Origin of the sequence: Staphylococcus roterodami (assembly GCA_022493055.1) — a bacterium.
GTDB classification, from domain to species: domain Bacteria; phylum Bacillota; class Bacilli; order Staphylococcales; family Staphylococcaceae; genus Staphylococcus; species Staphylococcus singaporensis.
The window spans coordinates 413,756-439,686 of sequence record CP092781.1 but is presented as its reverse complement, the minus strand read 5'-3'; the positions used below and the strand labels follow the sequence as shown (position 1 = coordinate 439,686).

27 protein-coding genes are annotated in these 25,931 nt (G+C 30.3%); 1 reads left to right on the top strand and 26 read right to left on the bottom strand.

Going from position 1 to position 25,931, the window contains the following annotated elements:
- Positions 1–242: 242 nt before the first annotated feature.
- From ML436_02055 to ML436_02000, 12 genes are all read right to left on the bottom strand, one after another.
- Positions 243–575, bottom strand: a complete 333-nt coding sequence (locus tag ML436_02055; GenBank protein ID UMT78554.1) for a hypothetical protein — start codon at positions 573–575, stop codon at positions 243–245.
- Between the two features lie 18 nt (positions 576–593).
- The gene (locus ML436_02050; GenBank protein ID UMT78553.1) at positions 594–917 is read right to left on the bottom strand and encodes a hypothetical protein; all 324 of its coding nucleotides are present in this window, start codon (positions 915–917) and stop codon (positions 594–596) included.
- A complete protein-coding gene (locus ML436_02045; protein ID UMT78552.1) occupies positions 914–2,239 on the bottom strand; it encodes a hypothetical protein in 1,326 nt (441 codons plus the stop codon). The genes ML436_02050 and ML436_02045 overlap by 4 nt, the downstream gene beginning before the upstream one ends.
- Positions 2,229–3,038, bottom strand: coding sequence for a tandem-type lipoprotein (locus ML436_02040; protein UMT78551.1), 810 nt, complete (start codon positions 3,036–3,038; stop codon positions 2,229–2,231). Before ML436_02040 ends, ML436_02045 begins: the two co-directional genes overlap by 11 nt.
- 181 nt (positions 3,039–3,219) lie before the next feature.
- A complete protein-coding gene (gene lpl7, locus ML436_02035; GenBank protein ID UMT78550.1) occupies positions 3,220–3,996 on the bottom strand; it encodes a tandem-type lipoprotein Lpl7 in 777 nt (258 codons plus the stop codon).
- Between the two features lie 69 nt (positions 3,997–4,065).
- Positions 4,066–4,857 carry a tandem-type lipoprotein gene (locus ML436_02030; GenBank protein UMT79471.1) on the bottom strand — a complete coding sequence of 264 codons (792 nt, stop codon included), beginning with the start codon at positions 4,855–4,857 and terminating at the stop codon, positions 4,066–4,068.
- A 52-nt stretch (positions 4,858–4,909) separates the two neighbouring features.
- The gene (locus ML436_02025) at positions 4,910–5,701 is read right to left on the bottom strand and encodes a tandem-type lipoprotein (GenBank protein UMT79470.1); all 792 of its coding nucleotides are present in this window, start codon (positions 5,699–5,701) and stop codon (positions 4,910–4,912) included.
- A 48-nt stretch (positions 5,702–5,749) separates the two neighbouring features.
- Positions 5,750–6,544 (bottom strand): tandem-type lipoprotein, encoded by a 795-nt coding sequence (locus ML436_02020; protein ID UMT78549.1) that lies wholly within the window; start codon positions 6,542–6,544, stop codon positions 5,750–5,752.
- Between the two features lie 47 nt (positions 6,545–6,591).
- Positions 6,592–7,374 carry a tandem-type lipoprotein gene (locus ML436_02015; protein UMT78548.1) on the bottom strand — a complete coding sequence of 261 codons (783 nt, stop codon included), beginning with the start codon at positions 7,372–7,374 and terminating at the stop codon, positions 6,592–6,594.
- Positions 7,375–7,392: 18 nt separating this feature from the next.
- Positions 7,393–8,181 carry a tandem-type lipoprotein gene (locus ML436_02010; GenBank protein UMT78547.1) on the bottom strand — a complete coding sequence of 263 codons (789 nt, stop codon included), beginning with the start codon at positions 8,179–8,181 and terminating at the stop codon, positions 7,393–7,395.
- 30 nt (positions 8,182–8,211) lie between these two features.
- Positions 8,212–8,985, bottom strand: coding sequence for a tandem-type lipoprotein (locus ML436_02005; GenBank protein ID UMT78546.1), 774 nt, complete (start codon positions 8,983–8,985; stop codon positions 8,212–8,214).
- A gap of 28 nt (positions 8,986–9,013) precedes the next feature.
- Complete coding sequence (locus ML436_02000) at positions 9,014–9,799, bottom strand: tandem-type lipoprotein (protein UMT79469.1); 786 nt, start codon at positions 9,797–9,799, stop codon at positions 9,014–9,016.
- A 366-nt stretch (positions 9,800–10,165) separates the two neighbouring features.
- Between ML436_02000 and spn the strand changes: the two genes are divergently transcribed.
- Positions 10,166–10,474, top strand: a complete 309-nt coding sequence (gene spn / locus ML436_01995; protein ID UMT78545.1) for a myeloperoxidase inhibitor SPIN — start codon at positions 10,166–10,168, stop codon at positions 10,472–10,474.
- A gap of 107 nt (positions 10,475–10,581) precedes the next feature.
- On the opposite strand, the gene ML436_01990 is transcribed toward spn, so the two are convergent.
- The 14 genes from ML436_01990 to ML436_01925 all read right to left on the bottom strand — a co-directional run bounded on the left by ML436_01990 (position 10,582) and on the right by ML436_01925 (position 25,830).
- On the bottom strand, positions 10,582–12,072 hold the full coding sequence (locus ML436_01990; GenBank protein UMT78544.1) for an FKLRK protein: 1,491 nt from the start codon (positions 12,070–12,072) through the stop codon (positions 10,582–10,584).
- A gap of 21 nt (positions 12,073–12,093) precedes the next feature.
- Positions 12,094–12,789, bottom strand: coding sequence for a superantigen-like protein SSL11 (locus tag ML436_01985; GenBank protein UMT78543.1), 696 nt, complete (start codon positions 12,787–12,789; stop codon positions 12,094–12,096).
- Between the two features lie 411 nt (positions 12,790–13,200).
- A complete protein-coding gene (locus ML436_01980; GenBank protein UMT78542.1) occupies positions 13,201–14,424 on the bottom strand; it encodes a restriction endonuclease subunit S in 1,224 nt (407 codons plus the stop codon).
- The gene (locus tag ML436_01975) at positions 14,417–15,973 is read right to left on the bottom strand and encodes a type I restriction-modification system subunit M (GenBank protein UMT78541.1); all 1,557 of its coding nucleotides are present in this window, start codon (positions 15,971–15,973) and stop codon (positions 14,417–14,419) included. The genes ML436_01980 and ML436_01975 overlap by 8 nt, the downstream gene beginning before the upstream one ends.
- 260 nt (positions 15,974–16,233) lie before the next feature.
- Complete coding sequence (locus ML436_01970) at positions 16,234–16,917, bottom strand: superantigen-like protein SSL10 (GenBank protein ID UMT78540.1); 684 nt, start codon at positions 16,915–16,917, stop codon at positions 16,234–16,236.
- 364 nt (positions 16,918–17,281) lie between these two features.
- Positions 17,282–17,980 (bottom strand): superantigen-like protein SSL9, encoded by a 699-nt coding sequence (locus tag ML436_01965; GenBank protein ID UMT78539.1) that lies wholly within the window; start codon positions 17,978–17,980, stop codon positions 17,282–17,284.
- 373 nt (positions 17,981–18,353) lie between these two features.
- Positions 18,354–19,052, bottom strand: coding sequence for a superantigen-like protein SSL8 (locus tag ML436_01960; protein ID UMT78538.1), 699 nt, complete (start codon positions 19,050–19,052; stop codon positions 18,354–18,356).
- A 338-nt stretch (positions 19,053–19,390) separates the two neighbouring features.
- On the bottom strand, positions 19,391–20,086 hold the full coding sequence (locus ML436_01955) for a superantigen-like protein SSL7 (GenBank protein ID UMT78537.1): 696 nt from the start codon (positions 20,084–20,086) through the stop codon (positions 19,391–19,393).
- 422 nt (positions 20,087–20,508) lie between these two features.
- Positions 20,509–21,204, bottom strand: a complete 696-nt coding sequence (locus ML436_01950; GenBank protein ID UMT78536.1) for a superantigen-like protein SSL6 — start codon at positions 21,202–21,204, stop codon at positions 20,509–20,511.
- Between the two features lie 430 nt (positions 21,205–21,634).
- Complete coding sequence (locus ML436_01945) at positions 21,635–22,339, bottom strand: superantigen-like protein SSL5 (protein UMT78535.1); 705 nt, start codon at positions 22,337–22,339, stop codon at positions 21,635–21,637.
- A 364-nt stretch (positions 22,340–22,703) separates the two neighbouring features.
- Entirely contained in the window at positions 22,704–23,651 is a 948-nt protein-coding gene (locus ML436_01940; GenBank protein ID UMT78534.1) for a superantigen-like protein SSL4, read from the bottom strand.
- Between the two features lie 93 nt (positions 23,652–23,744).
- Positions 23,745–23,882 carry a hypothetical protein gene (locus ML436_01935; protein UMT79468.1) on the bottom strand — a complete coding sequence of 46 codons (138 nt, stop codon included), beginning with the start codon at positions 23,880–23,882 and terminating at the stop codon, positions 23,745–23,747.
- Between the two features lie 118 nt (positions 23,883–24,000).
- Positions 24,001–24,846, bottom strand: coding sequence for a superantigen-like protein (locus ML436_01930; protein ID UMT78533.1), 846 nt, complete (start codon positions 24,844–24,846; stop codon positions 24,001–24,003).
- Positions 24,847–25,134: 288 nt separating this feature from the next.
- Positions 25,135–25,830: a superantigen-like protein SSL2 gene (locus ML436_01925; GenBank protein ID UMT78532.1), complete on the bottom strand. Its 696-nt coding sequence runs from the start codon at positions 25,828–25,830 to the stop codon at positions 25,135–25,137.
- Positions 25,831–25,931: the final 101 nt, after the last annotated feature.

Sequence of the window (25,931 nt, the reverse complement as noted above, 5' to 3'; positions counted from 1 at the left end):
TGATTTTGATAAAGAGGTCATAGATTTTGGTACTTGAGGAATTTTATTATTGCTGTTTGGAATGTGGGTATGTTTAATGCTGGACAGTGATTTATGTTGTGTTTTTACAATTGAGAGTGTGATATGTCCATTCGGTTGGAATTACTTTACATGAGAATAAAATAAATTAAAAAGAAGCGGCCTATTGTCAGTTGTAAGTACACTGAACATTGGTCGCTTTATTTAGTAGTATGATATGTAGTTTAGCTATTAATTTTTTTAAAATCATCCTTAATACTGTCTATCTCAGACATAGCACTTTTAACCCAATCTCCTTGAGCTGCACCTTTAAAATTAGCTTTAAAAGCTTTGCAATGCTGCGCCATTTGTTCAATCAATACTTTTTCTTCACCTTTTAATTCATTTTCAATATCTTTATATTTATGCTTATGTTCAGGTGCAATAACAGTACGAATATTTTCTTTTTGAGCCTCCTTTTTCCTTAACGAAATATCCGGTCCTATGTCCGGTACTATAGTCGGTTCTATGTCCGGTACTATATCCGGGCCTATAAATGGTCCTATCATTGGACTCATATAATCGCCTCCAAATTATCAATCACTTAGTTTATCTAACTGCTTTTCATAAGATTTCTTTAAGTCTTTTTTATATTCTTCTAATTTCCATTCTTGCTTTCTAATTATCTCATTGATTTCTTGTTCATACGCTTCTATATTTCTCGTCATTTTCCTTTGTGCATCTTCACTGTAATTCATTTCGTGTTTCAAATATCGAAAAACATCATAACTACGCTCATTTTCTTTTCGAGCTCTATGCTTAAGCTCATTCAAGTTTTGCAGTTCATTCTCTATACGTTTTTTCTCAGAATCATATGATTCTTCTAATTCATTTTTATTATTAATTTGATTAAACATCATAGTAAACCACCTATTTGCGACGCAAGTGCTTGATCTTTATCAACGATTTCATTAATACTAAGCCTAACTCTTAGAATATAATTTGATATAGAAGATTTTATCGTTGAAAGTTGCCTTTCATTTAGAGATATCATTTGTTCAGGTTCTCTTACCATACTACTTTCATTCACTTGACCATCATTTAAAGCTTCTAGCACTTCATTCACGGTTATATCTTTACCTACAGCGTTCCCAGCTTTTTGTGCGTCTTCCCAATTTTTTTCAAATTTCTTTTTCTTTTCATTATGCATTTTTTTGATTTGATTAATTTCGTCCTCTATCAGTTGATTGAATGACTGTGCAATTGTTAAAGCTGTTAAACTTTCTAAAACTTTCTGTTGTGAAGAAGATAACCAACCACCATTTGTAGTCATCATATTGGCTCTAAGTAATTCTATACTAGCTAATTTAGACATAGCATTATTGGAATTTTTTACGAACGACTTATTATTTTCTTCTACATAACCTTGTACTTTTTTAAGTTCTTTTTTAATGGCTTTTTGTTCTTCTTTGGTTAAAAACCCATCCATTGAATGACCTTTACCATTTTTTAAGACTTTATCATTACCGAAAAAAACATAATGCTTAAATTTCTTCAGATATTCTGTCAATTCATCATTTTCTGCAACAAACCTAGTAATATTACCTTTATAATTCTTATATAATTCTAATAAACGTTTTCCTTCCGGGGAATTAGGGTTCAAACTAAATACAGAAATAGGAGCTGGATTATAAACAACAATATTCGGAATACCATTACTCATTCCTAATATTACAGCTTCTCTACCACCTAGTGAATGCCCAGTAATAAAATCAATGTCATACTTATTTTTTATTTTTTTGATGAACTCTTGTGTTTCTTCATAATGTTTGCTCTTATCAGACGGAGGAGATATTCCAATTTCGAAATCGGAAGTTAAATCCTTTCCAGTCTCGTCTGAGTCTATTTTATCTTGTTTGTCTCCGTTTCCCGAATATCGCTTCGCAAGAGCTTCCTTTTTGAAATTTGTACCAGTCATGCCAATAACTACTTTACCAGTATCTTTATTTAGGAAAGCAGTTGCTGTCACACCGTATTTTTTATCTGTGTGACTATCTATATATTCAAGATTAGAAGGGAATTTACCATCTGAACGTAACGTATCTAATTGTCTTTCTATTCTTCTACTATCAACACCATGTAGATAAGCATTTTCAACTTCATAACTTATTTTAGAAACAGCCGTGGTTTCTTCAGTATTATTATCGATAATTCCTGAATCTATTTTGTATTTATCTTTCATCGTTTTTCACCTTCGCTGGCTTATAACTTAAATAGTCAATAACTGATATATCTCTATCCTCTTTTGAAAAGTCTATTTCTAACCTTTTGTATCCAACAGAACTTCCTTTTAAGTCCCCATCAATATGCATTTTAAGTATTGGCGCTTTATCATTAGGAATGCTATAACGATTTCTTAATTGCTTAACATTTTCATCCTTATTACTCATTTTATATTCCACATCATAACTTGGAACATTACTATTAATAGAAACATCACCATTGTTGTAATTTTTCAAATCCTTGAAATTAGCATACTGACCGAAAAACTTAAAATTTTCTATTCTTTCTTTAAGATTTTGATTTTCAACCTTGTCTAATAAAATAATTTTATTGTTTTTCATTTCAACTTTATAATTTTTTCTATCAGGAAGTTTATCATTTTCATAAAATGTCTTAACAAAATAATATCCCTTAGCTGTGCGTGTATTTCTATCTAAGTGTAAGACCATACCTTCATTACTTAATTCGTCCGATTTATTACTTTTGGCGAAATCTGTATATATCGTCCACATCCCTTTGTCACCTTTTTCAAATTCGCCATCACGATATCCTTCTTTGTCATATAGATCCTCGAGATTCTTAATTGGGTACATATCTAACGTTTTCGCAAAACTCTTTTTGATTTGCTCTTCTTTTGAATTTGTTTTATTTGTTTGTGCTTCTTTTTTCTGTTCATCTTTCATATTTCCACATCCCCCAATAAAAATGATTAAAAGTAATACACTCATGTACAAAGCAATTTTTTTTATATACTCCATCATTTCACATCTCTCTGCTTTAATTTTATAAACAATTGAATATTTCATACAACTTATTAAAATAGTGATTATTCAACTTTTATGTTATCAAACAAAACTCACTTAATCAATTTAATATATATAACTAATTTAACTTTATTATTAAATGTTCTAACGTCATTTTTTATAATTGTAATTATACTTATTTATCCTCACTTGGATTAAAGTAGATACTATCTGTGAAGTAAATATTTTCTTCCTTATTTTCAACAAAGGTAAATTCAATATTTTTATATCCAACTGATGAGCCTTTTAGATTACCTGACCCTTTCAATAATAATTTAGGTGCTTTTTTCGTCGGTATATTATATCGCTTCCTTAATTGTTCAACATTGTAATCACTGTTTTTCAATTGATATTGTGCAGAGTATATTGGTACTTCTGGGTTATATGTCACTTCTCCGTCTTTATAGTTTTCCAATTCTTTGAAATTCCCGTATTGTACAAAAAATTTAAATTTTTCAATTTCTTTTTTTACTTTTTCATCATCAATTGGTTTTAATGGAATGATTTTATTATTTTCAATTTTGACTGGATATTTTCGTTCATCACTATATACCTTGCCCTCACTGTCTTCTTTAACTATCCTGACAAAATATTCCCCAGTGCATGTTCTGCTATTTCTATTTAGACGTACGACCATACCTTTGGATTCCATATTTTCATCTTTTAGTTCAGTTGTCATTTCAGATCTAATAACCCATGTACCTTTATCACCTTTTTTAAATTCTCCATCTCGATATCCTTCTTTGTCATAAAAGTCTTCTAGATTTTTCGTAGGGTATACATCTAATGTTTTCGCAAAACTCTTTTTGATTTGTGTTTCTTTTGAATCTCCAGTGATCTTATTACTTTCGCATCCTGCTATTAATACGATTAAAATTAATATAAATATGTATAATTTCTGAAAACACTTCATCTTGTCACATCTCTTTGCACATTTTTTGATATTTGATTATTTCATCAAACCACACATTGTAATTTAACTTTACTTACTTGGTATGAATTCAACACTATCGTTAAAATAAATATTCTCACCTTTTCTTTCAACAAAAGTAAATTCAATATCGTTTTGACCAACTGAGGAATCTTTTAAATCTCCTCCACCTTTCAAAATTAACTTCGGTGTTTCTTTTGTTGAAATGTCATATCTTTTACGTAGTTGTCTTACATTGTAATCATCGTTGTGTAATTGATATTTAGCCGAATAGATTGGTGCTTCAGGATTATATGAAAACTCACCGTTTTTGTATTTTTCGAAATTTTTAAAGTTTCCATATTGCACAAAAAACTTGAAGTTTTCAATTTCTTTTTTTATTTTCTCGTCATTAATTTGTTCAGTAGGAATAATTTTATTTCCTACCATTTTCACTTCGTATTTTTCCTCCTTATCTTTATTTACACGATTGTTATTTTCACTTATTTCTTTCAAAACAAAGAAACCTTTGGCTGTTTTGGTATTTCTATTAATATATAATTGCATACCTCTTGTTTTCATCACTTTGCCCTTTGGCTGTTTAACTATTTCAGATCTAATTAGCCAAGTCCCTTTATCATCTTTTTTAAATTCGCCATCTCGATATCCCTCTTTGTCATAAAAGTCTTCTAGATTTTCAGTAGGGTACATATCTAACGTTTTTGCAAAACTCTTTTTAATTTGTGCTTCTTTTGAATCTTCTTTTGGCTTTTCTGAAGTATCGCTTGATTTATCACAACCTATTATAAAAACACTCAAAACCATAACAATTATGTACAGTACAACTCTTTTTAAATATCTCATCATTTCACATCTCTCTCGTTTTTAAAATAGTTTATACACTTGGGTTTATATACTAATTACTATGTGATGGTCCGAAGTTCAAAAAATCACTGATAAAAGTCTCATCATCTTTCTCCTTAGAAAACGTGTACTCTATCTGCTTATATCCAACTGAGCTACCTTTAATATCTCCGTCTATATGCAGTTTTAATATCGGAGACTTCTTGGATGTAATTGGGTAATTTTCTCTAAGTTTTTTTACATTTCCATCACTATTATTCATTTTGTACTCTGCTTCATAAAACGGAGCATTTTCATTGATAGATATTCTTCCATTTTTATAATTTTTCAAGTCTTTAAAATCTGCATATTGCCCGAAAAATTTAAAATTTTCTATTTTATGTTTAAGATTTTCATCTTCTACTTTATCTAAAGACACTATCTTATTATTTTTAAGTTCAACACGGTAATTTTTTTCGCGTGTCATCTTGCCCATTTCATCATAAGTTGTTCTTACTGTATAATACCCAGTTGCCGTCCTCGTATTTCTATTCAAATGTAGTATCATACCTTCACTATCCATTTCACCTGGTTTGTTGCTTTTAGCAAAATCTGTTGATATTGTCCACGTCCCTTTATCGCCCTTTTTAAATTCCCCATCACGATATCCTTCTTTATCATATAAATCCTCGAGATTCTTAATTGGATACATAACTAACGTTTTCGCAAAACTCTTTTTGATTTGTTCTTCTTTTGAATCTTCTTTTGGCTTTTCTGAAGTATCGCTTGATTTATCACAACCTATTATAAAAACACTCATAACCATAATAACTATGTACAATACAAGTCTTTTTAAATAACCCATCATTTCACAACTCTCTTTATTCTCAATATTTTCTTTTGTTGACTAATATCAACTTTTTGTCATTTTGTTACTTGGAACGAACTCAACGCTGTCAACATAATAAATGCTTTCTTCTTTACTTCTACTAAATATGATTTCTATTTCCTTATATCCTACAGAAGACCCCTTTATATCTCCAGATCCCTTATACAATAATTTTGGTGTCTTGCTAGATTTTATATTAAATCTCTTTTTCAACTGTTGAATGTTTCTATCATTTTTCTTCATTTTATATTCTGCAGAATAATTGGGAGCATTAGGATTATATGAAATATTAGTAATCTCATTTTTATCAAAATGATTAAAGTTTCCATATTGTGAAAATAATTTAAAAGACTCTATTTCATCTTTCAACTTTTTATCTTTAACATCTTTTACCAAAACTATCCTATTATTCACCAATTTAACTGGATATCTCTTTTCATTTTTTTGAACATCATGATTTTTATCTTCTTTCAATGCTCTAATGAAATAATTACCTTCGGCTGTTCGCTTGTTTCTATCTATTTTTAATATCATTCCTCGAGATTTTAATTCCTCACTTTTTGGACTCGACACCATAGCTGAATACAATACCCACGTGCCCTTATCATCTTTTTTAAATTCTCCATCTCGATATCCTTCTTTGTCGTATAAATCTTCGAGGTTTTTGATTGGATACATATCTAACGTTTTCGCAAAGCTATTTTTGATTTGTTCTTCTTTTGAACCTTCTTTTGTTTCATTACCTTTGCCACAACCTGCTATCGCAAATATTAAAATCATAACGCTTATGCACATTCCAATCCTTTTTAAATATCCCATCTTTTCACGTCTCTCTATTTTAGAATTGTTTCTAAACCTAATAAATTTTAGCTACCTCCATCAGATGGTCCATAATTCACAAAATCTCTTACAGCAGTTTCTTGGTCTTTTACTTTTGAAAAATTATATTCTATATTTTTATAACCAACTGAACTTCCTTTTATGTCGCCATCTATATGTAATTTTAATACTGGTGACTTTTTGGTTGTAATCGGATAAACTTCTCTAAGTTTTTTTACATTTTTATCCGTATTACTCATTTTATATTCTGCATCGTATCTTGGCACATTATCTGTACTTGATATATTTCCATTTTTATAATTTTTAAGATCTCTAAAATCAGCATACTGACTAAAGAATTTAAAATTTTCTATTTTATTTTTGAGCTTTGGATCTTCTACTTTATCCAAAAGTACTATCTTATTATTTTTTAATTCAACATGATATTTTTTTTGTTGATCTTTTTCATTAAATTCATCATGAACTTTGCTCGTGTAATAATATCCTGTTGCCTTCTTTGTATTTCTATTAAGGAATAAAACCATACCTTCGTCATCTATCTCGCCTGGCTTGTTACTTTTTGAAAAACTTGTGAGTAAAGTCCACGTCCCCTTATCGCCCTTTTTAAATTCGCCATCTCGATATCCTTCTTTGTCATATAAATCCTCGAGATTCTTAATAGGGTACATATCTAACGTTTTCGCAAAACTCTTTTTGATTTGTTCTTCTTTTGAACCTTCTTTTGTTTCATCACTTTTGCCACAACCTGCTATCGTAAATATTAAAATCATAACACTTATGTACAATGCAAAACTTTTTGAATATCCCATCGTTTCACACCCTCCCTATCATTCATCACCTTTATTTTTTTTGGCAGGTTGAAAATTTAGTGAATCGACTACTGATAATTCGCTATTTTCTTCTTTTGAAAAGTCTATTTCTAACTTTTTATATCCAACGGAACTGCCTTTTAAGTCCCCATCAATGTGCATTTTTAATATTGGAGCTTTATCAGTAGGAATGTTATAACGGCTTCTTAATTGCTTAACATTTTCATCTTTATTACTCATTTTAAATTTCGCGTCATAACTTGGAACATTACTATTAATTGAAACGTCGCCATTGTTGTAACTTTTCAAACTCTTGAAATCAGCATATTGTCCGAAAAATTTAAAGTTTTCTATTCTTTCTTTAAGTTTTTGATCTTCCACATTGTCTAATAAAATAATTTTATTGTTTTTCATCTCAACTCTATAATTTTTACTATAAGAGTTTTCATGATTGTCATATATAGTATCTACAAAATAATATCCCTTGGCCGTACGTGTATTTCTATCCAAATTTAAAATCATACCTTCATTATCTAATACACCTGGTCTATTATTTTTGGCGAAATCTGTGTATATCGTCCACATCCCTTTGTCGTCTTTTTCAAACTCTCCATCTCGATATCCTTCTTTGTCGTATAAATCCTCGAGATTCTTAATTGGGTACATATCTAACGTTTTCGCAAAGCTCTTTTTGATTTGTGCTTCTTTTGAATCTTCTTTTCTTTCATCACTTTTGCCACAACCTGCTACAATAACTATTAAAATCAAGATACTTATGTACAATGCAAACTTTTTTAGATATTCCATTTTTTCACACCCTAATATTCCTTATCAATACTATTTTTTCGCTGGTTTATAACTTAAAAATTCAATGACTGATAATTTGCTGTTTTCACGTTTTGAAAAGTCAATTTCTAACTTTCTATAACCTACAGAACTGCCTTTCAGGTCCCCATCAATATGCATTTTTAATATAGGTGATTTTTCAGTCGAAATATTATAACGACTTCTTAATTCCTTAACTATTTCATCTTTATTGCTCATTTTGTATTCAACATCATAACTAGGAACATTTTCATTAATTGAAACATCACCATTATTACATTTTTTCAATTCTTTAAGATTTGCATATTGACCGAAAAATTTAAAGTTTTCTATTTTCTGCTTGAGCTTATCATCTTTTACTTCATCTAATAAAATAATCTTATTATTTTTCATTTCAATTTTATAATTCTTTTCATCTGGTAGTTTACCATTCCGGTAAAATGTAGTAACAAAATAATGACCTTTAGCGGTTCTAGTATTCCTATCCAGATTTAAAACCATACCTTCATCATTCAATTCATCCGGTTTATTACTTTTGGCAAAATCTGTATATATAGTCCACATTCCTTTGTCGCCCTTTTTAAATTCGCCATCTCGATATCCTTCTTTGTCATATAAGTCCTCGAGATTCTTAATTGGGTACATATCTAACGTTTTCGCAAAGCTCTTTTTGATTTGTTCTTCTTTTGGTTCTTTAGGAGTGTCAAATACGCCACCGCAACCTGATACTAATAGAATTAAGACCGACGTACCTATACACAACGTACATTTTCTAAAATTATTCATTGTTCCGTATCCCCTTTTTTTATCATAGCTAATAGTCCTCACTTGGGGTAAACTCTAAACTATCAGTAAAAAATATATTCTCTTCTTGATTCTCCACGAATGTAAACTCAATGTCCTTATGTCCGATTGATGAACCTTTTAAATCTCCAGTACCTTTCAACAACAATTTGGGAGCCTTTTCTGTTGGTATATCATATCTTTTACGTAATTGCTTTACATTATAATCATTATTTTTCAGTTGATATTTTGCTGAGTAGATAGGGGCTTCAGAATTGTATGAAACCTCTCCATTTTTATAATTTTTTAATTCTTTAAAATCACCATATTGTGAGAAAAACTTAAAATTTTCTATTTCTTTTTTTACACCTTCATCATTAATTGGATCAATAGGTACTATTTTATTATTCACCATCTTTACTGGATAACGTTTTTCTTTATCCTCTGTCTTTTTTAAAGTATCATTACTTGTTTCATCTACAATAAAATATCCTTTTGCGGTTCTTGTATTTCTATTTAAAAATAGATACATCCCTCTTGATTTCATAATTTCACCTTTTGGCTGTTTAACCATTACTGAACTGATAACCCACGTCCCCTTATCTCCCTTTTTAAATTCACCATCTCGATATCCTTCTTTGTCATATAAGTCCTCGAGATTCTTAATTGGATACATATCTAACGTTTTCGCAAAGCTCTTTTTGATTTGTTCTTCTTTTGAACCTTCTTTTGTTTCATTACCTTTGCCACAACCTGCTATCGTAAATATTAAAATCATAACGCTTATGTACAATGCAAAACATTTTAAATTCCCCATCATTTCACGTCTCTCTGTTTTATACTTCATTTATATTCTCTTTTCATATAAATAATTAATTATTTTGTATATTTCTCTTTTACGTTACCAAAATATACATATACAATCAATTTAATTTATTAATTAAATTTGTACTTATTATTATGTTGCATCATTTTTTTATTATTGTTTCATTTGAATTAAAATATCTTCGAAATCTACTTCTCAATACTAAGAAATATAAGCATCGTATTAAAGATTAATTGCATTTAAACAATATTTGTCGCTTTAACTATTTATTAAAAATTATTAAATCGACTTAATAAACGTAATTTTCTCAATATTCAGTGTTATGATAGAGTTACAATTTTTAGAGGAGTGATAGATATGAAATTTAAAAAAGTTTTAGTAGCTACGGCAATGGTAGGTGTATTAGCAACTGGCGTTGTTGGATATGGTAATCAAGCAGATGCGAAAGTTTATTCTCAAAATGGACTCGTACTACATGATGACGCAAACTTCTTAGAACACGAGTTAAGTTATATCGATGTGTTATTAGATAAGAATGCTGACCAAGCTACAAAAGACAACTTAAGATCATACTTCGCCGATAAAGGACTACATTCAATCAAAGACATTATCAACAAAGCTAAACAAGACGGCTTTGATGTTTCAAAATATGAACACGTAAAATAAATTCACTAATACTTTGTAACGAAGCACATAAAAACAGCTCAATGACGTTGAAGTTAGTGATTAACTCACTAATTTCATTACATCATTAAGCTGTTTTATTTAATTAATTATTTTTCTAATTTAGGTGTTGTACGTTCAACTTTCTTTTCACCTAATGGATAGAACCAAGTAATCGGGAATCCGTTAGTATCATAACCAACAATTTTATCGCCATGTAATTTATGATATGCTGGCGTGTTTTCCATTCTTTCGTCAAACTCACGATCAGCTTTTTCTTCAGGAGATTCATAAATATCTATGTTTTTAGAAACAAATCCTTTATGTAATAGCTCACCTGTAATAGGATCAACTACAGTAAAGTTTAGTGTTTCCCCATTATGTAATCTAAAACCGGCTTGATCTACATCAAAGCTGAATTCACCTTTTTCATCGACTTGCATATCAGGAAATTCTTGACCTTCACCTAGTTCAGAGTCTACCTTCACAACTGCATTTGCGAATTTAGTTTTCCCTTTAATTACTTTAGTACCTTCTTTATCAAGAATACCTTTACCCTTTTCTGTATGATACAAGCTACCATAAATATCATCTACATGTAAATCTTCTTTAACATCTTTCAAGACCTTTACTTTGTTAACTTTAGTATGGTCGTATTTAGTTTCTGCTTTATCAATATCTTTTAGACTTGTTACTTTAGTTTTGAAAATTAAAGGTTTTAATGCTTCGTCTTCTTCATCATCAGGTGCAAATGTTAATGAAATATCATTACCTTCTTTTAACTCTAAGTTATCAAAACGTTTTGTTTTGAAGTCAAAGTTAAAGTAACCTTTTTCATCAATAGGCATCCAGATACCTTCTGATCCAGATTTCGCTTCTTCTTTATTTGGACCACCATTAGCATTTGTTTCAAAATTAATGAATTTATTATTTATAGATAAAGCAACTTTTCCTTTTACAGATGTATGACCTTTAATAATACCTGTTCCTTCAGTAATAGGTTCAATGAAAACTTGGTGATGTCCATTTTCTTTATTTAACTGTTCATTCGGTATTTTATACGCTTTTTCATATCGTGGTGTTGTATATGTAGCCTTAGCATCTGTACTTTCTTCCTCAACACTTGCTTTTTCAGTTGAGGATTCTTCCACTTCTTCATCCTCTTCGTCGTACAAGCCATCCATTGAAGATGACGTTACTTCTATCTCTTGATTATGTACTATCTTTCGATCATTTAAAGGATATTCAAATGTTCCATCTCCTTTAGACATAACAAAATCACTTGTTCCACTATCAACCGAACTCACATCTTTTTTATCAATACTTAATAAAATCAATTGATTCGGTAATGTAGTACCTGTTACTTTTTGAGCTCCTGGTTTGATAGGATCTAAATTAACAAAGTTCTTAGAAGACTCTGCCGTTTTTGTTTCTTTTGAATTTTGTTCAGTCTGTGAAACAGCTTTTGATTCTTGATTTGTACTTGGCTCCTGATTGGTTTCTGATGCCTCTGCTTGTCCATTTGTCATGATATATAACATAGTAATTGCAACAGATACTAAACCGACTTTCATTTTACGTAATTTAAAATTTTCCCTCATGATTTACTCCCTCGAATATAATTAGTTTAATTCAACATTAATTTCTTTTATTTTAGTACCATCTATTACATCACCCATTCGGTGTTCTTGTAATTTTTTATTTAATTCAAAAGTATAATAATCACCATTTTCCATAGTAACTTTAATTTTACTGTCTTTAGGTTCAGTCTTATAAAGATCATGATTTTCAATTAATTGTTTTCTTAATTTAAAATCTAATTCCTTCAACGATATTTCTTCTTTATATATGTCATGGAATACCGATTTTACAGTAGTAGTATTATGACTTGTATTTCTATAAATCAACATATTTACATGTTTAACAGTGTCTCTATATTTGCTTTCATTTGTTTTTGTAATTCCACCAATTGATATATTATCTGCTTGTTTACCTGATCCTTCTCTTACAACAAATACATCTAGTCCATCATAATCTTCATCGTCTTTAAATCTTTCTTTGTCTGTGCCAAGTAATGTAACTACGTTAAGTTGTGGTCCATCAATAATGTTCATCTTATCCTTTTCTCTATAACCACTTACGTTTTGAAGACTAATTCCAGTTCCAGTATAATACGTTTTTAATTCTTGTGTATCTTTTGAAGTAACTGATAATCTGCTTTGCTCACTTGCTTTTACTGGCTGAGCAGTAGTTGTAATCATCCCTGTTGTTAAAATCCCAAGTGCTAAACTTGCTTTAGCAATATTTTTTAATTTCATAATTCTATGCTCCCAATTTTTAGTCTATTTGATTTATTCTATTACGCAATACGAACAATCCTCATTCATTATAATGAGCAATGGTCGTGCTTCACATTAAACTTACTTTAACTAAAAATTAATCATTATTAAGTAATTTAATAAATAGTTAACTAATATCATTTAATTCCTATCAATCTACTCTCTTTTATTTACGAATAACACTTTATCTCAAATTAATCTTTATTTAACCATTTATTCTGTACACAATTTCGACACAAAAAAGACACTGTGCTTTCACAGTGCCTAAATTTAATGTTCGTTTTTAATCGTAGCAAATTAGGTATTTTTAGTTACTAAAAGTTACATAAGGAAAATCGGCCAATTTAAGATTATTTTATTAATACTTAATTGATAGATGTGTTCAAATGCTTAAATAAACATCTTTTGTAAAAAGCTCTTTTTATTTTTCTTTAAAAGACTAATTTTACTCTGATAGTTTTTAATACATTTATCAATATTATCAAAGAATTGACCTATTTTTATTTGTTCATCCATACATGGGATGTATAATGGCATTTCCATAAATGTCTTATCTTTAATAGAAAACCTATCCGCTCGTGCACCTGAATCACCATTTAGTGCCATAAATCTATACCATTTTGAAGATTTAAAATAAAACTCAATAAAGTTTAAATCAATGCTTTGGATTCTAAATACAGTGTATAGAGGAGACATAACTCCTTTTTTTTCTAACTTATTTCTATTTACTGGTCCAAATGGAGCATAAGTAGAAATTCTAGGGTTATAAACGAAATCATTCTCTTCGACAACATAGTAGTTTTTTATATTATCTATATTTGAAATTTCTTTGTCAAAAAAATCTCTTTGAGATATGATGCCTAATTCAGCTGAATTAGTTAAAGTCTCAGTATATTTTTTATCAATATTCTTTTTAGTCACTTTACAAGCAAATTCTCCAAGTTGCTTCTTTTCCCACTCCGGATAATCATTGCCATTCTCATCCTTGAATCGTAATTCTTGTGAGAAGATTTTCTGCATATAGCCTTTTTTCTGTTGTTGAAGTAATTCAAGTTTTTGTTCTTCTAATTCAATTTGTCGGTCGAGTTTGCTGAAAAAACCACCTATTTTTTGCTGTTCTTTATTTGTAGGAAATTTTTTTATTATATTTTTAAATTCACTAAAATGAACTCTTTGCTTTTCCATCAAAGAACCTGTAGCTATTTTTTTATAATGAATAATCATTTTTTCTGTTTTTAAAAAGTTAGATATAAAATACGGATTAAAACTATTGATAATTTTCATAACATGATAGTATCCAGAAAGTGCAATATCATAATTATACTTTGATAAGTCTATAGCACCTAAAGTGACATTCATTGGATTATAAACTATATCCCTTGGTTCTACTATTTTAAAGTTGTCACTCTTTTTTACCAAAAAATCTCTTTTATATCTTTCTGTCTTCGGTGTAATACCTTTTTCTACTGTTAAACTGAATAACGGATACTTTGCTAAATCACTTGTTTTATTTGATACTTCTTGAAAAATACTAACAAATTTAACATCTTCCCATTCACCTTCAAATTCTGGGAATCTCAACTCCGGCACATTTTTCTTTTGTGTATTACTCATCTTTCAACACCCCAAGTTCTTTCAGGTATGCATTGATTTCTTGCTCAATTTCTGCGATTTCTTTGTCGATATTTTTCAAATCTTGTTGGACTTGATCTAAATCAATTGGTTCTTCTTCTTCAAATGTATCGACATATCTCGGTATGTTTAAGTTGTAATCGTTATCGGCAATCTCTTGTAATGTCGCGCTGTAGCTATATTTATCAATGGTTTCTTTACGCTTATATGTGTTAATAATGCGTTCGACTTGGGCATCGCTTAAATGGTTTTGATTCTTCCCTTTTTCAAAATCATTGGATGCATCGATAAATAATACGTTGTCGTCTTGTTGGCGACATTTTTTAAATACTAAAATACATGTTGGAATACTTGTTCCATAGAAAATGTTCGCTGGTAACCCAATCACGGCTTCTAAGTAGTTCTTTTCTTCTATTAAATAACGACGAATGACACCTTCTGCAGCACCTCTGAATAATACACCATGTGGTAATACAACAGCCATCGTACCTTCATCGTCTAGATAATGTACCATGTGTTGAATAAAGGCAAAGTCGGCTTTGGATTTTGGCGCAAGTTTACCGTAACCGCTGAAGCGCTCGTCATTTTCAAATTTTGAATCTGCTGACCATTTCGCACTGTATGGTGGGTTCGCTATTACCGCATCAAATGTATTGCCTAAAAAGGCTGGATTTTCCAAAGTGTCATCATTACGGATATCGAAATTTTCATAGCGCACATCATGTAATAACATATTCATGCGTGCTAAGTTGTATGTGGTATTGTTACGTTCTTGACCAAAATAACGATACACTTTTGTCTCTTTACCAACACGCAACAATAATGAACCTGAACCACATGTTGGGTCATACACGTGACGTAATTTATCTTTACCGTCTGTGACAATCTTCGCCAATATCTTAGATACTTGTTGTGGTGTATAGAACTCTCCTGCTTTTTTACCCGCTGTCGCCGCAAAGCGTCCGATAAGGAATTCGTATGCATCGCCTAACATATCAATTTCCATGTCGCTGTGAACGAATGGTAAATCGTCAAGATTAATCATAACTTTGGAAATTAACGCCGTACGTTCTTTCACATTGTTACCTAGTCGCGTTGAACTTAAGTCCATATCGCTGAACAGTCCGATAAAGTCATTTTCACTTTCTTCACCTAATGTAGATGTTTCAACTTTGCGAATTGCCGTTGCGAGATGTTCGATATCGAAATCTTGCGTTTCAATTTCACGAATCATCGCACTGAATAAATCTTGTGGCTCAATGAAGTAACCGACTTGATCAATTAATTCTGCTTTTAAGTCTTCACGGTATTCTTCATCTGCCCACGCTTCTTGATATGTAATATCTTCACCTGCCAAGGCATCAGCGTATTCTTGTTCTGCTTTTTCAGATAAGAAGCGATAGAAAATCAAGCCTAGTATGTAGTTACGGAATTCACTCGCATCCATGTTTCCTCTTAAATCATTCGCAATCGACCATAATTTTTTATGTAATTCAGCTTGTTGCTGACGTTGTTTTTCAGTAATAGACATGTGATTCCTCCGCCTTTGAATAAGTAATTTATCTCTTTGTGTAATAGATTTATTATAACATTTGGTTATGTTGAGATGTGGAGAATTTTGATGTTGGAGGTGGCATTTTTATATTAACGAAGATTGAGGTAGGATTCATGAAACGCACATAAAAACAGCTTAACGATAATGTCGATTGATACACCTTTTTTGTAAGGTATACATACCAATTTACATTTCATCGTTAAGCCGCTTCAATTACTTTTCTTATTCGAAATTATTTACTTCAAGTTAATTTCAATATCTTTAATCTGTTTACTCTCTATGACTTCTCCCATATATTTGAAATCTAATTTATATCTTAAATCAAGGTTATAAAAGCTGCCATCTTTCAAGTTAATTTTGACTCTACCATCTTTTGAGATTGTTTTATAAAGTCCGTATTTTTCAATTAGATGCTTTCTCAACTTATAATCCAGCTCTTTTAGTGTTATTTTTTCTTTTTTAATATAATAAGGGTAACCTTTCACAAAAGCATCTTCACCCTTTTCTTTTGAAATATTTAATATCGGTGCACTGACAACTCCAGATGTTTTATTATTCTGTATTACACCACCAACAGTATAAAATATATCGTGCTTATCTCTTTTTTCTTGAACAAAGAAAACATCTAACCCCTCATAACTACGCTGTTGAAATTTACTTTTATCATTTCCAGGCAATAATACTTGAATCTTAATACCTCTATATTTAAAACGTAAGTTGTTTTTACCATGTTTCAAAGCACTAATATTTTTCATTTCCATAGTTCTTCCAGTGTAGTATCGGTGTAGTGCCTCCTTGTCATGTTTATTTACTGACTTTTGATTTTGTTTTGCATGACCTGAATGAACTTCTGTTGTTAAAGTTCCTGTTGTTAAAATTCCTAAAGCTAATGTAGCTTTAGCTATCGCTGTTAATTTCATATTGTTTTGCTCCAATCTAAATGTATTAGATTGTTTTCATTACGTAATTTGAATCATACACTTTTATTATAACGTGCATCTCAGCAGACTAGAATTAACCTTGATTTAAATAATCTTGAAACATTGTTAATGAAAAGCATATATATTTTAATGTTCAGGTTAAATGGCTTTTATTATTTCATTTAGTTATTTTACTGGATTATCGTTTACTACATCTGACTTTGTTACTCTGTTCTGCTCTTTAATATGTAAAAACAACTTAACAACAATAATGTATTTAACATAGTTCCTTATATAAGGACATGGGTGTCAATTCACGTTTGTCGTTAAGTCGCTTCTTAAGCTATTATGCTATTATCTTCAATTAATTCAAATTTACTTCAATGTTTTTAATTTGCTTACTGTCCATGACATCAAACATACGATCAAAACTTAATTTTTCACTTAAATCAATTTCATATTTCTTTTCGTCTTTCATATTGATAACAATTCTACCTTTATCTGCCGTTCCTTTGTACAATCTATATTTTTCAATTAACATTTTTCTTATTTTAAAATCAAGTTCTTTCAATGATACTTCTTCCTTTTGAATAAAGAATAACTCATTTTTCGAAAAGCCATTTTTAGCATCAACTTTTTTAACTTGTAGACTTGTATTACTTACAAATCCAAATACTGATCTCACATTTTTCTTTGTTATACCGCCAACGCTATAAATGCCACCTTTTACATCTATCAATTCTGGTACTGCAAAGACATCAAGGCCATGCGTTTTTTCTTTATATTTATTTTTATAGTCTCCAATTAAAAATACTTTGAAGGTTTTATTTCGTTGGTTAAAGTTTAAAACATTTGAGCCATAATAATCTTCACTTTTAACACTAATGTTTGTTGATTCAAAACTTTCTTCAGAATAATATTGATGTAGCATATTGATATAATATTTGCGTTGTGTTTCATCCAGTTCTACTTTCGCGTGAACAGTTTGACTTTCTGTTGTAAACACACCTGTAGTTAATATTCCTAATGCTAATGTTGCTTTAGCTATCGTTGTAAATTTCATATTTCTGTGCTCCAATCTATTGTATTGGATTGTTATGATTACGTAATTTGAATAATACATCTTTATTATAAAGTGCATCAAAACAGACTGACATTAACCTACGTTTAAATAAACTTGAAACATTGTTAATGAAAATCAAACGTATTTTAATGTTCGTATTAACTGATTTTTAATAGCAACATAGTTATGTTTTTGGTGGATTATTGTTTTTTGACTAGTGTTAAATCTTAAGTTATTCGCTATAAAGTGTACAAAAAAGCAGCTTAATAACGTCGTCAATGCTCGATATGTATTTTACTATTAAAACACGTATCAATATCATTAAACATGGGGGTATTGAACCGCTTCTTAATCTTTTATTCTATATATTTTATTATTTCAAATTCACTTCGATGTTTTTAATTTGTTCACTATTAATGACATCTGCCATACGCTCGAAATCTAATTTATCACTCAGATCAATTTCATACTTATTTTCGTCTTTCATATTAATAACAATCCTACCTTTATCAGCTGCCCCTTCATACAATTTGTATTTTTTAATCAACAGTTTTCTTATTTTAAAATCAAGTTCCTTCAATGAGACTTCTTCCTTTTGAATAAAGAAAAATTCATCATACGAAAAACCGCCTTTATCGTCTATTTTTTTAACTAGTAAGTTCGGCGTTCTTAGAGACTCAAATATTGATTTTACGTTTTTCTTTGTTACACCACTAACACTAAATATTCTTCCATCTAAATCTACTAATTCTGGTACCGCAAAGACATCGAGGCCATGCGTTTTTTCTTTGTATTTATTTTCATCTTTTCCCAATAAAAACACTTGGAACTTTTGATTTTGTTGGTTAAAAAGCAAAACGTTAGAGTCATAATAACCTTGACTTTGGCCACTAACATTTGTTAACTCATAACTAGGCCCTGAATAATATTGATGTAACTTGTTTTTATCATATAAACGGTTCATTTTTTCATACTTTACTTTTGCATAAACTGTTTGACTTTCTACTGTAATCACACCTGTAGTTAATATTCCTAATACTAATGTCGCTTTAGCTATCGATGTTAATTTCATATTCATATGCTCCAATCTAAATGTATTGGATCGTTTTCATTACGTAATTTGAATCATATGCCTTTATTATAAATTGCCTTGAGACAGACTGTAATTAACGCTCGTTTAATTAAACTTGAATCATTGTTAATGAAGAGCTAATTAATATTCAATGGGCATCACTTTCAAGAGCAATGTAAATTTTTAGTATGCTCATAACCTGCGTTAAAAAAGTAAAAACAGCCTAACGACTGTGTTGATTTAGTTTCGCCCCTTTTTGTAAGGTGTACGTATCTATTCAACATTTCATCGCTAAGCTGCTTCAAAATTTATTACTTTAAAGTCATTGATTGTTTAATTTAAATTTGTTTCATAGTCACTGATATACCTCTAATATCTTTACTATTCAACACATCGCCCATGCGTTCGAATTTCAATTTATCACTTAAATCAATTTCTTCCTTTTTCTCGTCTTTCATATTGATAATGATTTTACCGTATTTAAATGTACCTTTATATAATCCATAACTTTTAACTAAATGCTGTCTAATTTTGAAATCAAGTTCTTTCAGTGAAACTTCTTCTTTATTAATTAAAAATGAGTCAATTGATGCATCTAAATTTCCACCATACACTTTATTAACAAATAAAGGTATTTTAGTTTCCGAAGTTTGGTTGTTTTTCTTCGTTACACCACCAACAGTAGATAGTCTGCCATTTGGATCAATTAATTCTTGTACTACAAATACATTTTGACCTTTAAGACCTTCTTTATATTCCTCTTTATCTTTTCCTAATAAGAATAATTGGTGATTTTGATTTTGTTGCTCAAAGCGTACAACGTTAGAACCATTGTAGTTTTCAACTTTGCCATTAATATTACTGTATTCAAAACTTGGTGCTGAGTAGTATCGATGTAAGTCTTTAATATCATATAAATGCTGTACTCTCTCTTGCTTTTCTTTTGCGTGGACTGCTTGACCTTCAGTTGTGATAACGCCTGTAGTTAATAATCCTAATGCTAATGTTGCTTTAGCTAACGTTTTTAGTTTCATAGCAGAATTCTCCCAATCTATTTTATAAATTCACTTGTATATATTTGTATATGATTAATTCAATTACGTAATACGAACAATCTACTATCATTATATTTCTGAGATGTCGGGCTATGAATTAACCTCGTTTTAACTATTTTTGAACCAACATTAAGTTAGTTAATTAAAATCTAACAGCGTTAATCTATTTTGATAACTTTACGCTGTTTTTTTCACATTTCACATTTTCCCTCAATTTAATTGCAAATTCTGTATTGTTTCATGTCACGAAAAGGACAACGCGCGACTATAGGTATCAACCGTTTTTTTCAAAAATTTGATCATGAACCCGCTCCTTTTTTCATCGTAACAACACAAAAAAGAAGCTAAGCAATATGTTATCGCTTAACTTCCCTATAATTACTAGTCTGCTTGTCCAAAGATTATTTATATTCTAGTTCAACATTAATTTCTTTGATTTTAGTACCGTCTATCGTGTCACCCATACGATGCGGTTGTAATTTTTTTGTAAGTTCGAAAGTATAAAACTTATCATCTTCCATTTTAACTACAATTTTACCTTTTCTATTGTTGACAGCACCATATAATTTTTCTTCTTCCATCAATTTTTTTCTTAATTTAAAGTCCAACTCTTTTAACGAGATTTCTTCTTTAGTAATTTTAAATTTACTATCTTTAGACTTTTCCGATGAGTCATCATTTTTTCTAGTTACTTTAACATCGACTTCTTTACTAAATTCTTTACTATTTGTCTTACTTAAACCACCAATTGAATATTGTCTTCCATTAACAGTTTCTTCCTCGATGACTAAAAATGCATCTTGCTTATCATGCTCACCTTGAGGGTATTTTTCAATATCTTTACCAAGCAAGCCAACAAAATAATCTTTTCGATCTTTCCAAACATATACTCCTTTATCTGTCACTTTCTGTCTATACAAACCATCAAGATTTTTTAACTCTATACTTGGCTTACTATAGTAATACTTTAACGATTTATAATTATGTTGACCTTGAGTTGACTCTGCTGCTTTAACTGCTTGGCCTTCTGTTGTAATGACGCCAGTAGTTAACAATCCCAATACTAATGTTGCTTTAGCTAACGTTTTTAGTTTCATAGTACTATTCTCCCAATCTATTTTATAAATTTACTTGTATATATTTTCATATGATTATTTCAATTACGTAATACGAACAATCTACTATCATTATATAAGCGGGATATCAAACTATGAATTAACCTCATTTAAACTATTTCTGAACCAACATTAAGTTAGTTAATTAAAATCTAACAGCGTTAATCTATTTTGATAACACAATGCAAATTTTTTAACTATTCACACTTTCCCTCAATTTAATTATGTTTTCCATATTGTTTCATGTCACGAAAAGGACAACGCGCGACTATAGGTATCAACCGTTTTCCCAAAAATTTGATTATGAACCCGCTCCTTTTTTCATCATATCAATACAAAAAAGAAGCTAAGCAATCAACGTGCCTAACTTCTCATTACTATCCATATTTGATTGTGACCATGTTCTGTGAAACTATCTTATATCGGCTTCTATTTTCTCAATATTTCTACCGTCAATGACGTCACTCATGCGATTTGTTTGTAATTTTTTATTAAGTTCAAACGTATAATAGTCGCCATCTTTCATTGTCACTTTTATCTTGCTATCTTTAGGAAACTTTTTATACAGTCCAAAATTTTGAATTAAATACTGTCTCAATTTAAAATCCAATTCTTTAAGTGATACTTCTTCTTTATAAATGTAGTGTATTCTATCGTACATAGCAATACCGTCACCTTCGTCTTTTTTAATTTGGAATCTTGGTGCGTTTAAATAATCATAATAGGCGCCTTTATTTTTCTTTGTCACGCCACCATATGAATAAACTGTACCGTTACGGTTTTCCGCTTCTTTAACAACAAATATGTCTAATCCCAGATTTTTGCGTGCTTTAAATCTTTCAATATCTTTACCAAATATCTGTACTCTTGTGAACTTTCTATTTTTATCAATGACAAGGTAGTGTCTACCGCCTTTACTATAGTGATAACCGATAACATTTTTAAGTTCTTTACTTGCACCACTATAGTAGTCTCTCAAGTCAAATATATCTTTTGTCACATTTTCATATTTTGATTCGTGTTCACTCGCATTTACAGTTTGAGTAGTTGATGTTATTGTTCCTGTTGCTAAAATACCTAATGCTAAACTTGCTTTCGCAATTGCTGTCATCTTCATTGTTGTATGCTCCATTCGTAATTATTAGATTTGTTCGCTTACGTCTATTGAATCATACAGTTTTATTATAGCTGGCGCATTTGGCCATTCATATTAATCCTTATTTAACTATCATTGAATCATCGTTAAGTAAATTAAGGAATCTATAATGTTCGTTAAATAAAAATAATCCCGTTGTGCTTTAACACTAGATATATAGGGGTTTTACGACACATTTAGGACACAAGCATGTCATATTTGGCCCCATCGAATATTCAGGTTCTCATTTTATTGAACGTAGCAAAAGAAGCTAAGCAACATATAGGCCGTTGTCGTTTAACTTCTTTTTTTATCGATGACAGGTTCTATTTTGAGAACGTCATGATTATTTTATATTCACTTCAATACTATCAATATTAGTGCCATCTATGACGTCTGCCATGCGATGTTCTTGTAGTTTTTTGTGTAATTCAAATGTGTACTTTCCACCGTTTTTCATTTTAATAACAATTGTTCCTGAACCAACATTTGCGTACAGATTATTTTTTTCAATAAGTTGTTTTCTCAATTTAAAATCAAGTTCTTTCAAGGAAATCTCTTCTTTAGTAATATTGTATTCTGAAACATCATGTGAGATTGTACCTTTATTATCTTCTTTAGTAATTCTTATTCCTGCCTTGTGATCAACTTTTTTACTATTAGCCTTCGTGATACCACCGACCGAGTATCTTTCCACTCCATATTTATTTTTTTCTTCTAAAATGACAAATACATCGACATGCCTATGCACTCCTTCACCATATTTCTTATCGTCTTTTCCAACTAAAGCTATTTTATATATGAAATAATCTGGAACAATATTCATAAATCTTATTGTCGTCCATTTTTTTAAAATAATACCAATCTCGTTTTTAAATTCTAAACTTGGTTTCGTATAATACGCTCTTAAATCTTTATATTTAGGGTTTATTTCTATTGGTACTTGTTTTGTATTTGGAGATTGTGGTGTTTCCACTTTAATTGAAGGCGGTGTTGTTGCGTTTGGTTTTGATTGCGGTGTTTTTATATCAGTTGAGGATGGTGTTGTCGCTTTTTCTGCGTTAGCCTTAGGCGACTGTTCGGGATTAGTAGCTAGTACATTTTCTGCGTTAGCTTTAGGCGTCTGCTCTGTTTTAGTTGACGGCGATGTTGTCGCGTTTGTTGCTAGTTGTGGTGCTTCTATTTTAGTTGAGGATGGTGTTGTCGCGTTTGCTGCTTGCGTTGTCGTTGTGATTACGCCCGTTGTTAAAAGGCCTAGTGCTAAACTTGTTTTCGCAATTGTTGTCATTTTCATAGTTGTATGCTCCAATCGTAATTATTAGATTTGTTCGATTACGTTCTTTGAATCATACAGCTTTATTATAGTTGGCGTATTGCTCCATTAACATTAAACCTTGTTTAACTTTATTTGAATCATCGTTAAGAAATCCATAATGTTCGTTAAATAAAATTGATTTTGATGTGATTCAACACTTGGCACATTTGAGGTTTCGTCACTTTTAAGCCATGTCACTTTTACAAACAAGAGTATATTCGTTTTCTTACACCATTGTGCATAATAAAAGAAGCTAAGCAACATGTAGGCCGTTGTCACTTAACTTCTTGTTTTACCGATGACAGCTTCTATTTAGAATCCATCACGATTATTTAATATTCACTTCAATTTTATCAATATTAGTGCCATCAATAACGTCTGCCATACGATGTTCTTGTAGTTTTTTGTGTAATTCAAACGTATACTTCCCACCGTTTTTCATTTTAATAACGATTGTTCCTGAACCAATGTTACCGTACAGATTATGTTGTTCAATAAGTTGTTTTCTCAATTTAAAATCAAGTTCTTTCAAGGAAACCTCTTCCTTAGTAATCTTATATTCTGAAACATCGCTTGAAATCTTGCCTTTATTATCTTCTTTAGTAATGCTTAATTCTGCTTTGTGATCAACTTTTTTACTATTCGTCTTCGTGATACCACCGACAGAATATTTTTTTAATTGATATTTATTGTCTTCTAATACGATAAATACATCGATATTATCGTAAGGTCCATCTTTATATTTTTTATCATCTTTTCCAACTAAAGCTATTTTATAAATGAACCAATTAGGAATAACATTCATAAACCTAACCGTCGTCCATGGTTTCAGCATAAATCCAAATTGTTTTTCGAATTCATAACTTGGTTTAGTATAATATGCTCTTAAATCTTTATATTTAGGATTTATTTCTATAGGCAGTGTTGCTGGGTTTGTCGATTGAGGTTGTGGTGTGTCTACATTAGACGAAGATGGTGTAATTGCGGTTGATGTTGGTTGTGTTGCTTTTATATTAGTTGAGGTCGGTGTTGATGCTTTTTCTGCGTTAGCTTTTGGCGCCTGTTCGGGATTAGCAGTTGGTGCTTTTTCTGCTTTAGCTGCTTGAGTTGTCGTTACTCCTGTTGTTAAAAGTCCTAGTGCTAAACTTGCTTTAGCAATTGTTGTCATTTTCATAGTTGTATGCTCCAATCCATTATATTCGATTGCTTTATTACGTAATTTGAACCATACAACTTCATTATAAAAGACAGTTTAAGAGATTCACATTAAACACCGTTTAACAGTTTTTGAAGTATTATTAAGTAATTTAAGCAAAAAATAATGAGTACTTCCGAGGTTTATGTAGCTATTCTATTTATGTTTGAATGATTTTAAGGCTCAAAAAAGAAGTTAAGCAACGCATTGTCATCACTTAACTTCTCTTTTTTCTATTTCAAATTATGTCGACAATAAGTATGTGTGTTATGCTTTTATAACTTTGATTTCAATTCTATCAATATCTGTAACATTGATAACATCGGACATACGGTCTTCTTGTAACTTTTTATCCAATTCAAATGTATACTTTCCATAGTATTTCTTTTTGACGGTAATTGTTCCTCTACTCATTTCACCGTAAAGACCATAATTATCAATAAGATATTTTCTTAATTTAAAATCAAGCTCTTTCAATGACATTGCTTCTTTATCTATTTTAAATGGGAAAAATTCATAATCATATTCACCAGTATGATCTTCTTTAACGACCCTTGCTTCTGCTATTAAGTCGACAGCTTTATCGTTTGCACTTGTGATACCACCAATAGAGTACTTTGCACCTTCAAATCTCTTATCCTCATTAACGTAAAATATATTAAGATTACGATGTACACCCGTATGATAATGTTGCTTGTCTTTGCCAATTAAAGCAAGATTATTAACAGTATTACCATCTATGAAATTCATAAATTTAATACTTGGTTGAATGAAACTGATATAACCTGTCACATTTTTATATTCAATACTTGGTTGAGTATAGTACGATTTTAATTTTTTACTATTTTCACTTATTACAATAGGTTTCTTTTCAGCATATACTGGTTTTTCCGTTGTAGTGTTTACACCTGTTGCTAAAATACCTAATACCAAACTTACTTTTGCAATTGATTTCATTTTCATAGTTGTATGCTCCAATCTATTATGTTCGATTGTCTTATTACGTAACTTGAACCATACACCCATATTATAGGAGCTATATGCTGATATTCACATTAAACCTT

Bases quoted from the DNA above. Each gene is read 5' to 3' on its own strand.
- ML436_01940 (UMT78534.1), bottom strand. From the start codon at position 23,651: ATGAAAATGACAACAATTGCGAAAACAAGTTTAGCACTAGGCCTTTTA.
- ML436_02040 (UMT78551.1), bottom strand. From the start codon at position 3,038: ATGGAGTATATAAAAAAAATTGCTTTGTACATGAGTGTATTACTTTTA.
- ML436_02015 (UMT78548.1), bottom strand. From the start codon at position 7,374: ATGGGATATTCAAAAAGTTTTGCATTGTACATAAGTGTTATGATTTTA.
- ML436_01970 (UMT78540.1), bottom strand. From the start codon at position 16,917: ATGAAATTAACAGCGATAGCTAAAGCTACATTAGCTTTAGGAATTTTA.
- ML436_01990 (UMT78544.1), bottom strand. From the start codon at position 12,072: ATGAGGGAAAATTTTAAATTACGTAAAATGAAAGTCGGTTTAGTATCT.
- lpl7 (UMT78550.1), bottom strand. From the start codon at position 3,996: ATGAAGTGTTTTCAGAAATTATACATATTTATATTAATTTTAATCGTA.
- ML436_02050 (UMT78553.1), bottom strand. From the start codon at position 917: ATGATGTTTAATCAAATTAATAATAAAAATGAATTAGAAGAATCATAT.
- ML436_01945 (UMT78535.1), bottom strand. From the start codon at position 22,339: ATGAAGATGACAGCAATTGCGAAAGCAAGTTTAGCATTAGGTATTTTA.
- ML436_01950 (UMT78536.1), bottom strand. From the start codon at position 21,204: ATGAAACTAAAAACGTTAGCTAAAGCAACATTAGTATTGGGATTGTTA.
- ML436_02025 (UMT79470.1), bottom strand. From the start codon at position 5,701: ATGGGTTATTTAAAAAGACTTGTATTGTACATAGTTATTATGGTTATG.
- ML436_02020 (UMT78549.1), bottom strand. From the start codon at position 6,544: ATGGGATATTTAAAAAGGATTGGAATGTGCATAAGCGTTATGATTTTA.
- ML436_01930 (UMT78533.1), bottom strand. From the start codon at position 24,846: ATGAAAATGACAACAATTGCTAAAGCAAGTTTAGCACTAGGACTTTTA.
- ML436_02005 (UMT78546.1), bottom strand. From the start codon at position 8,985: ATGAATAATTTTAGAAAATGTACGTTGTGTATAGGTACGTCGGTCTTA.
- ML436_02055 (UMT78554.1), bottom strand. From the start codon at position 575: ATGAGTCCAATGATAGGACCATTTATAGGCCCGGATATAGTACCGGAC.
- ML436_01960 (UMT78538.1), bottom strand. From the start codon at position 19,052: ATGAAATTAACATCGATAGCTAAAGCGACATTAGTATTAGGAATATTA.
- spn (UMT78545.1), top strand. From the start codon at position 10,166: ATGAAATTTAAAAAAGTTTTAGTAGCTACGGCAATGGTAGGTGTATTA.
- ML436_02045 (UMT78552.1), bottom strand. From the start codon at position 2,239: ATGAAAGATAAATACAAAATAGATTCAGGAATTATCGATAATAATACT.
- ML436_02010 (UMT78547.1), bottom strand. From the start codon at position 8,181: ATGGAATATCTAAAAAAGTTTGCATTGTACATAAGTATCTTGATTTTA.
- ML436_01975 (UMT78541.1), bottom strand. From the start codon at position 15,973: ATGTCTATTACTGAAAAACAACGTCAGCAACAAGCTGAATTACATAAA.
- ML436_01980 (UMT78542.1), bottom strand. From the start codon at position 14,424: ATGAGTAATACACAAAAGAAAAATGTGCCGGAGTTGAGATTCCCAGAA.
- ML436_02030 (UMT79471.1), bottom strand. From the start codon at position 4,857: ATGAGATATTTAAAAAGAGTTGTACTGTACATAATTGTTATGGTTTTG.
- ML436_01925 (UMT78532.1), bottom strand. From the start codon at position 25,830: ATGAAAATGAAATCAATTGCAAAAGTAAGTTTGGTATTAGGTATTTTA.
- ML436_01955 (UMT78537.1), bottom strand. From the start codon at position 20,086: ATGAAACTAAAAACGTTAGCTAAAGCAACATTAGCATTAGGATTATTA.
- ML436_01985 (UMT78543.1), bottom strand. From the start codon at position 12,789: ATGAAATTAAAAAATATTGCTAAAGCAAGTTTAGCACTTGGGATTTTA.
- ML436_01965 (UMT78539.1), bottom strand. From the start codon at position 17,980: ATGAAATTTACAACGATAGCTAAAGCAACATTAGCATTAGGAATATTA.
- ML436_02000 (UMT79469.1), bottom strand. From the start codon at position 9,799: ATGGGGAATTTAAAATGTTTTGCATTGTACATAAGCGTTATGATTTTA.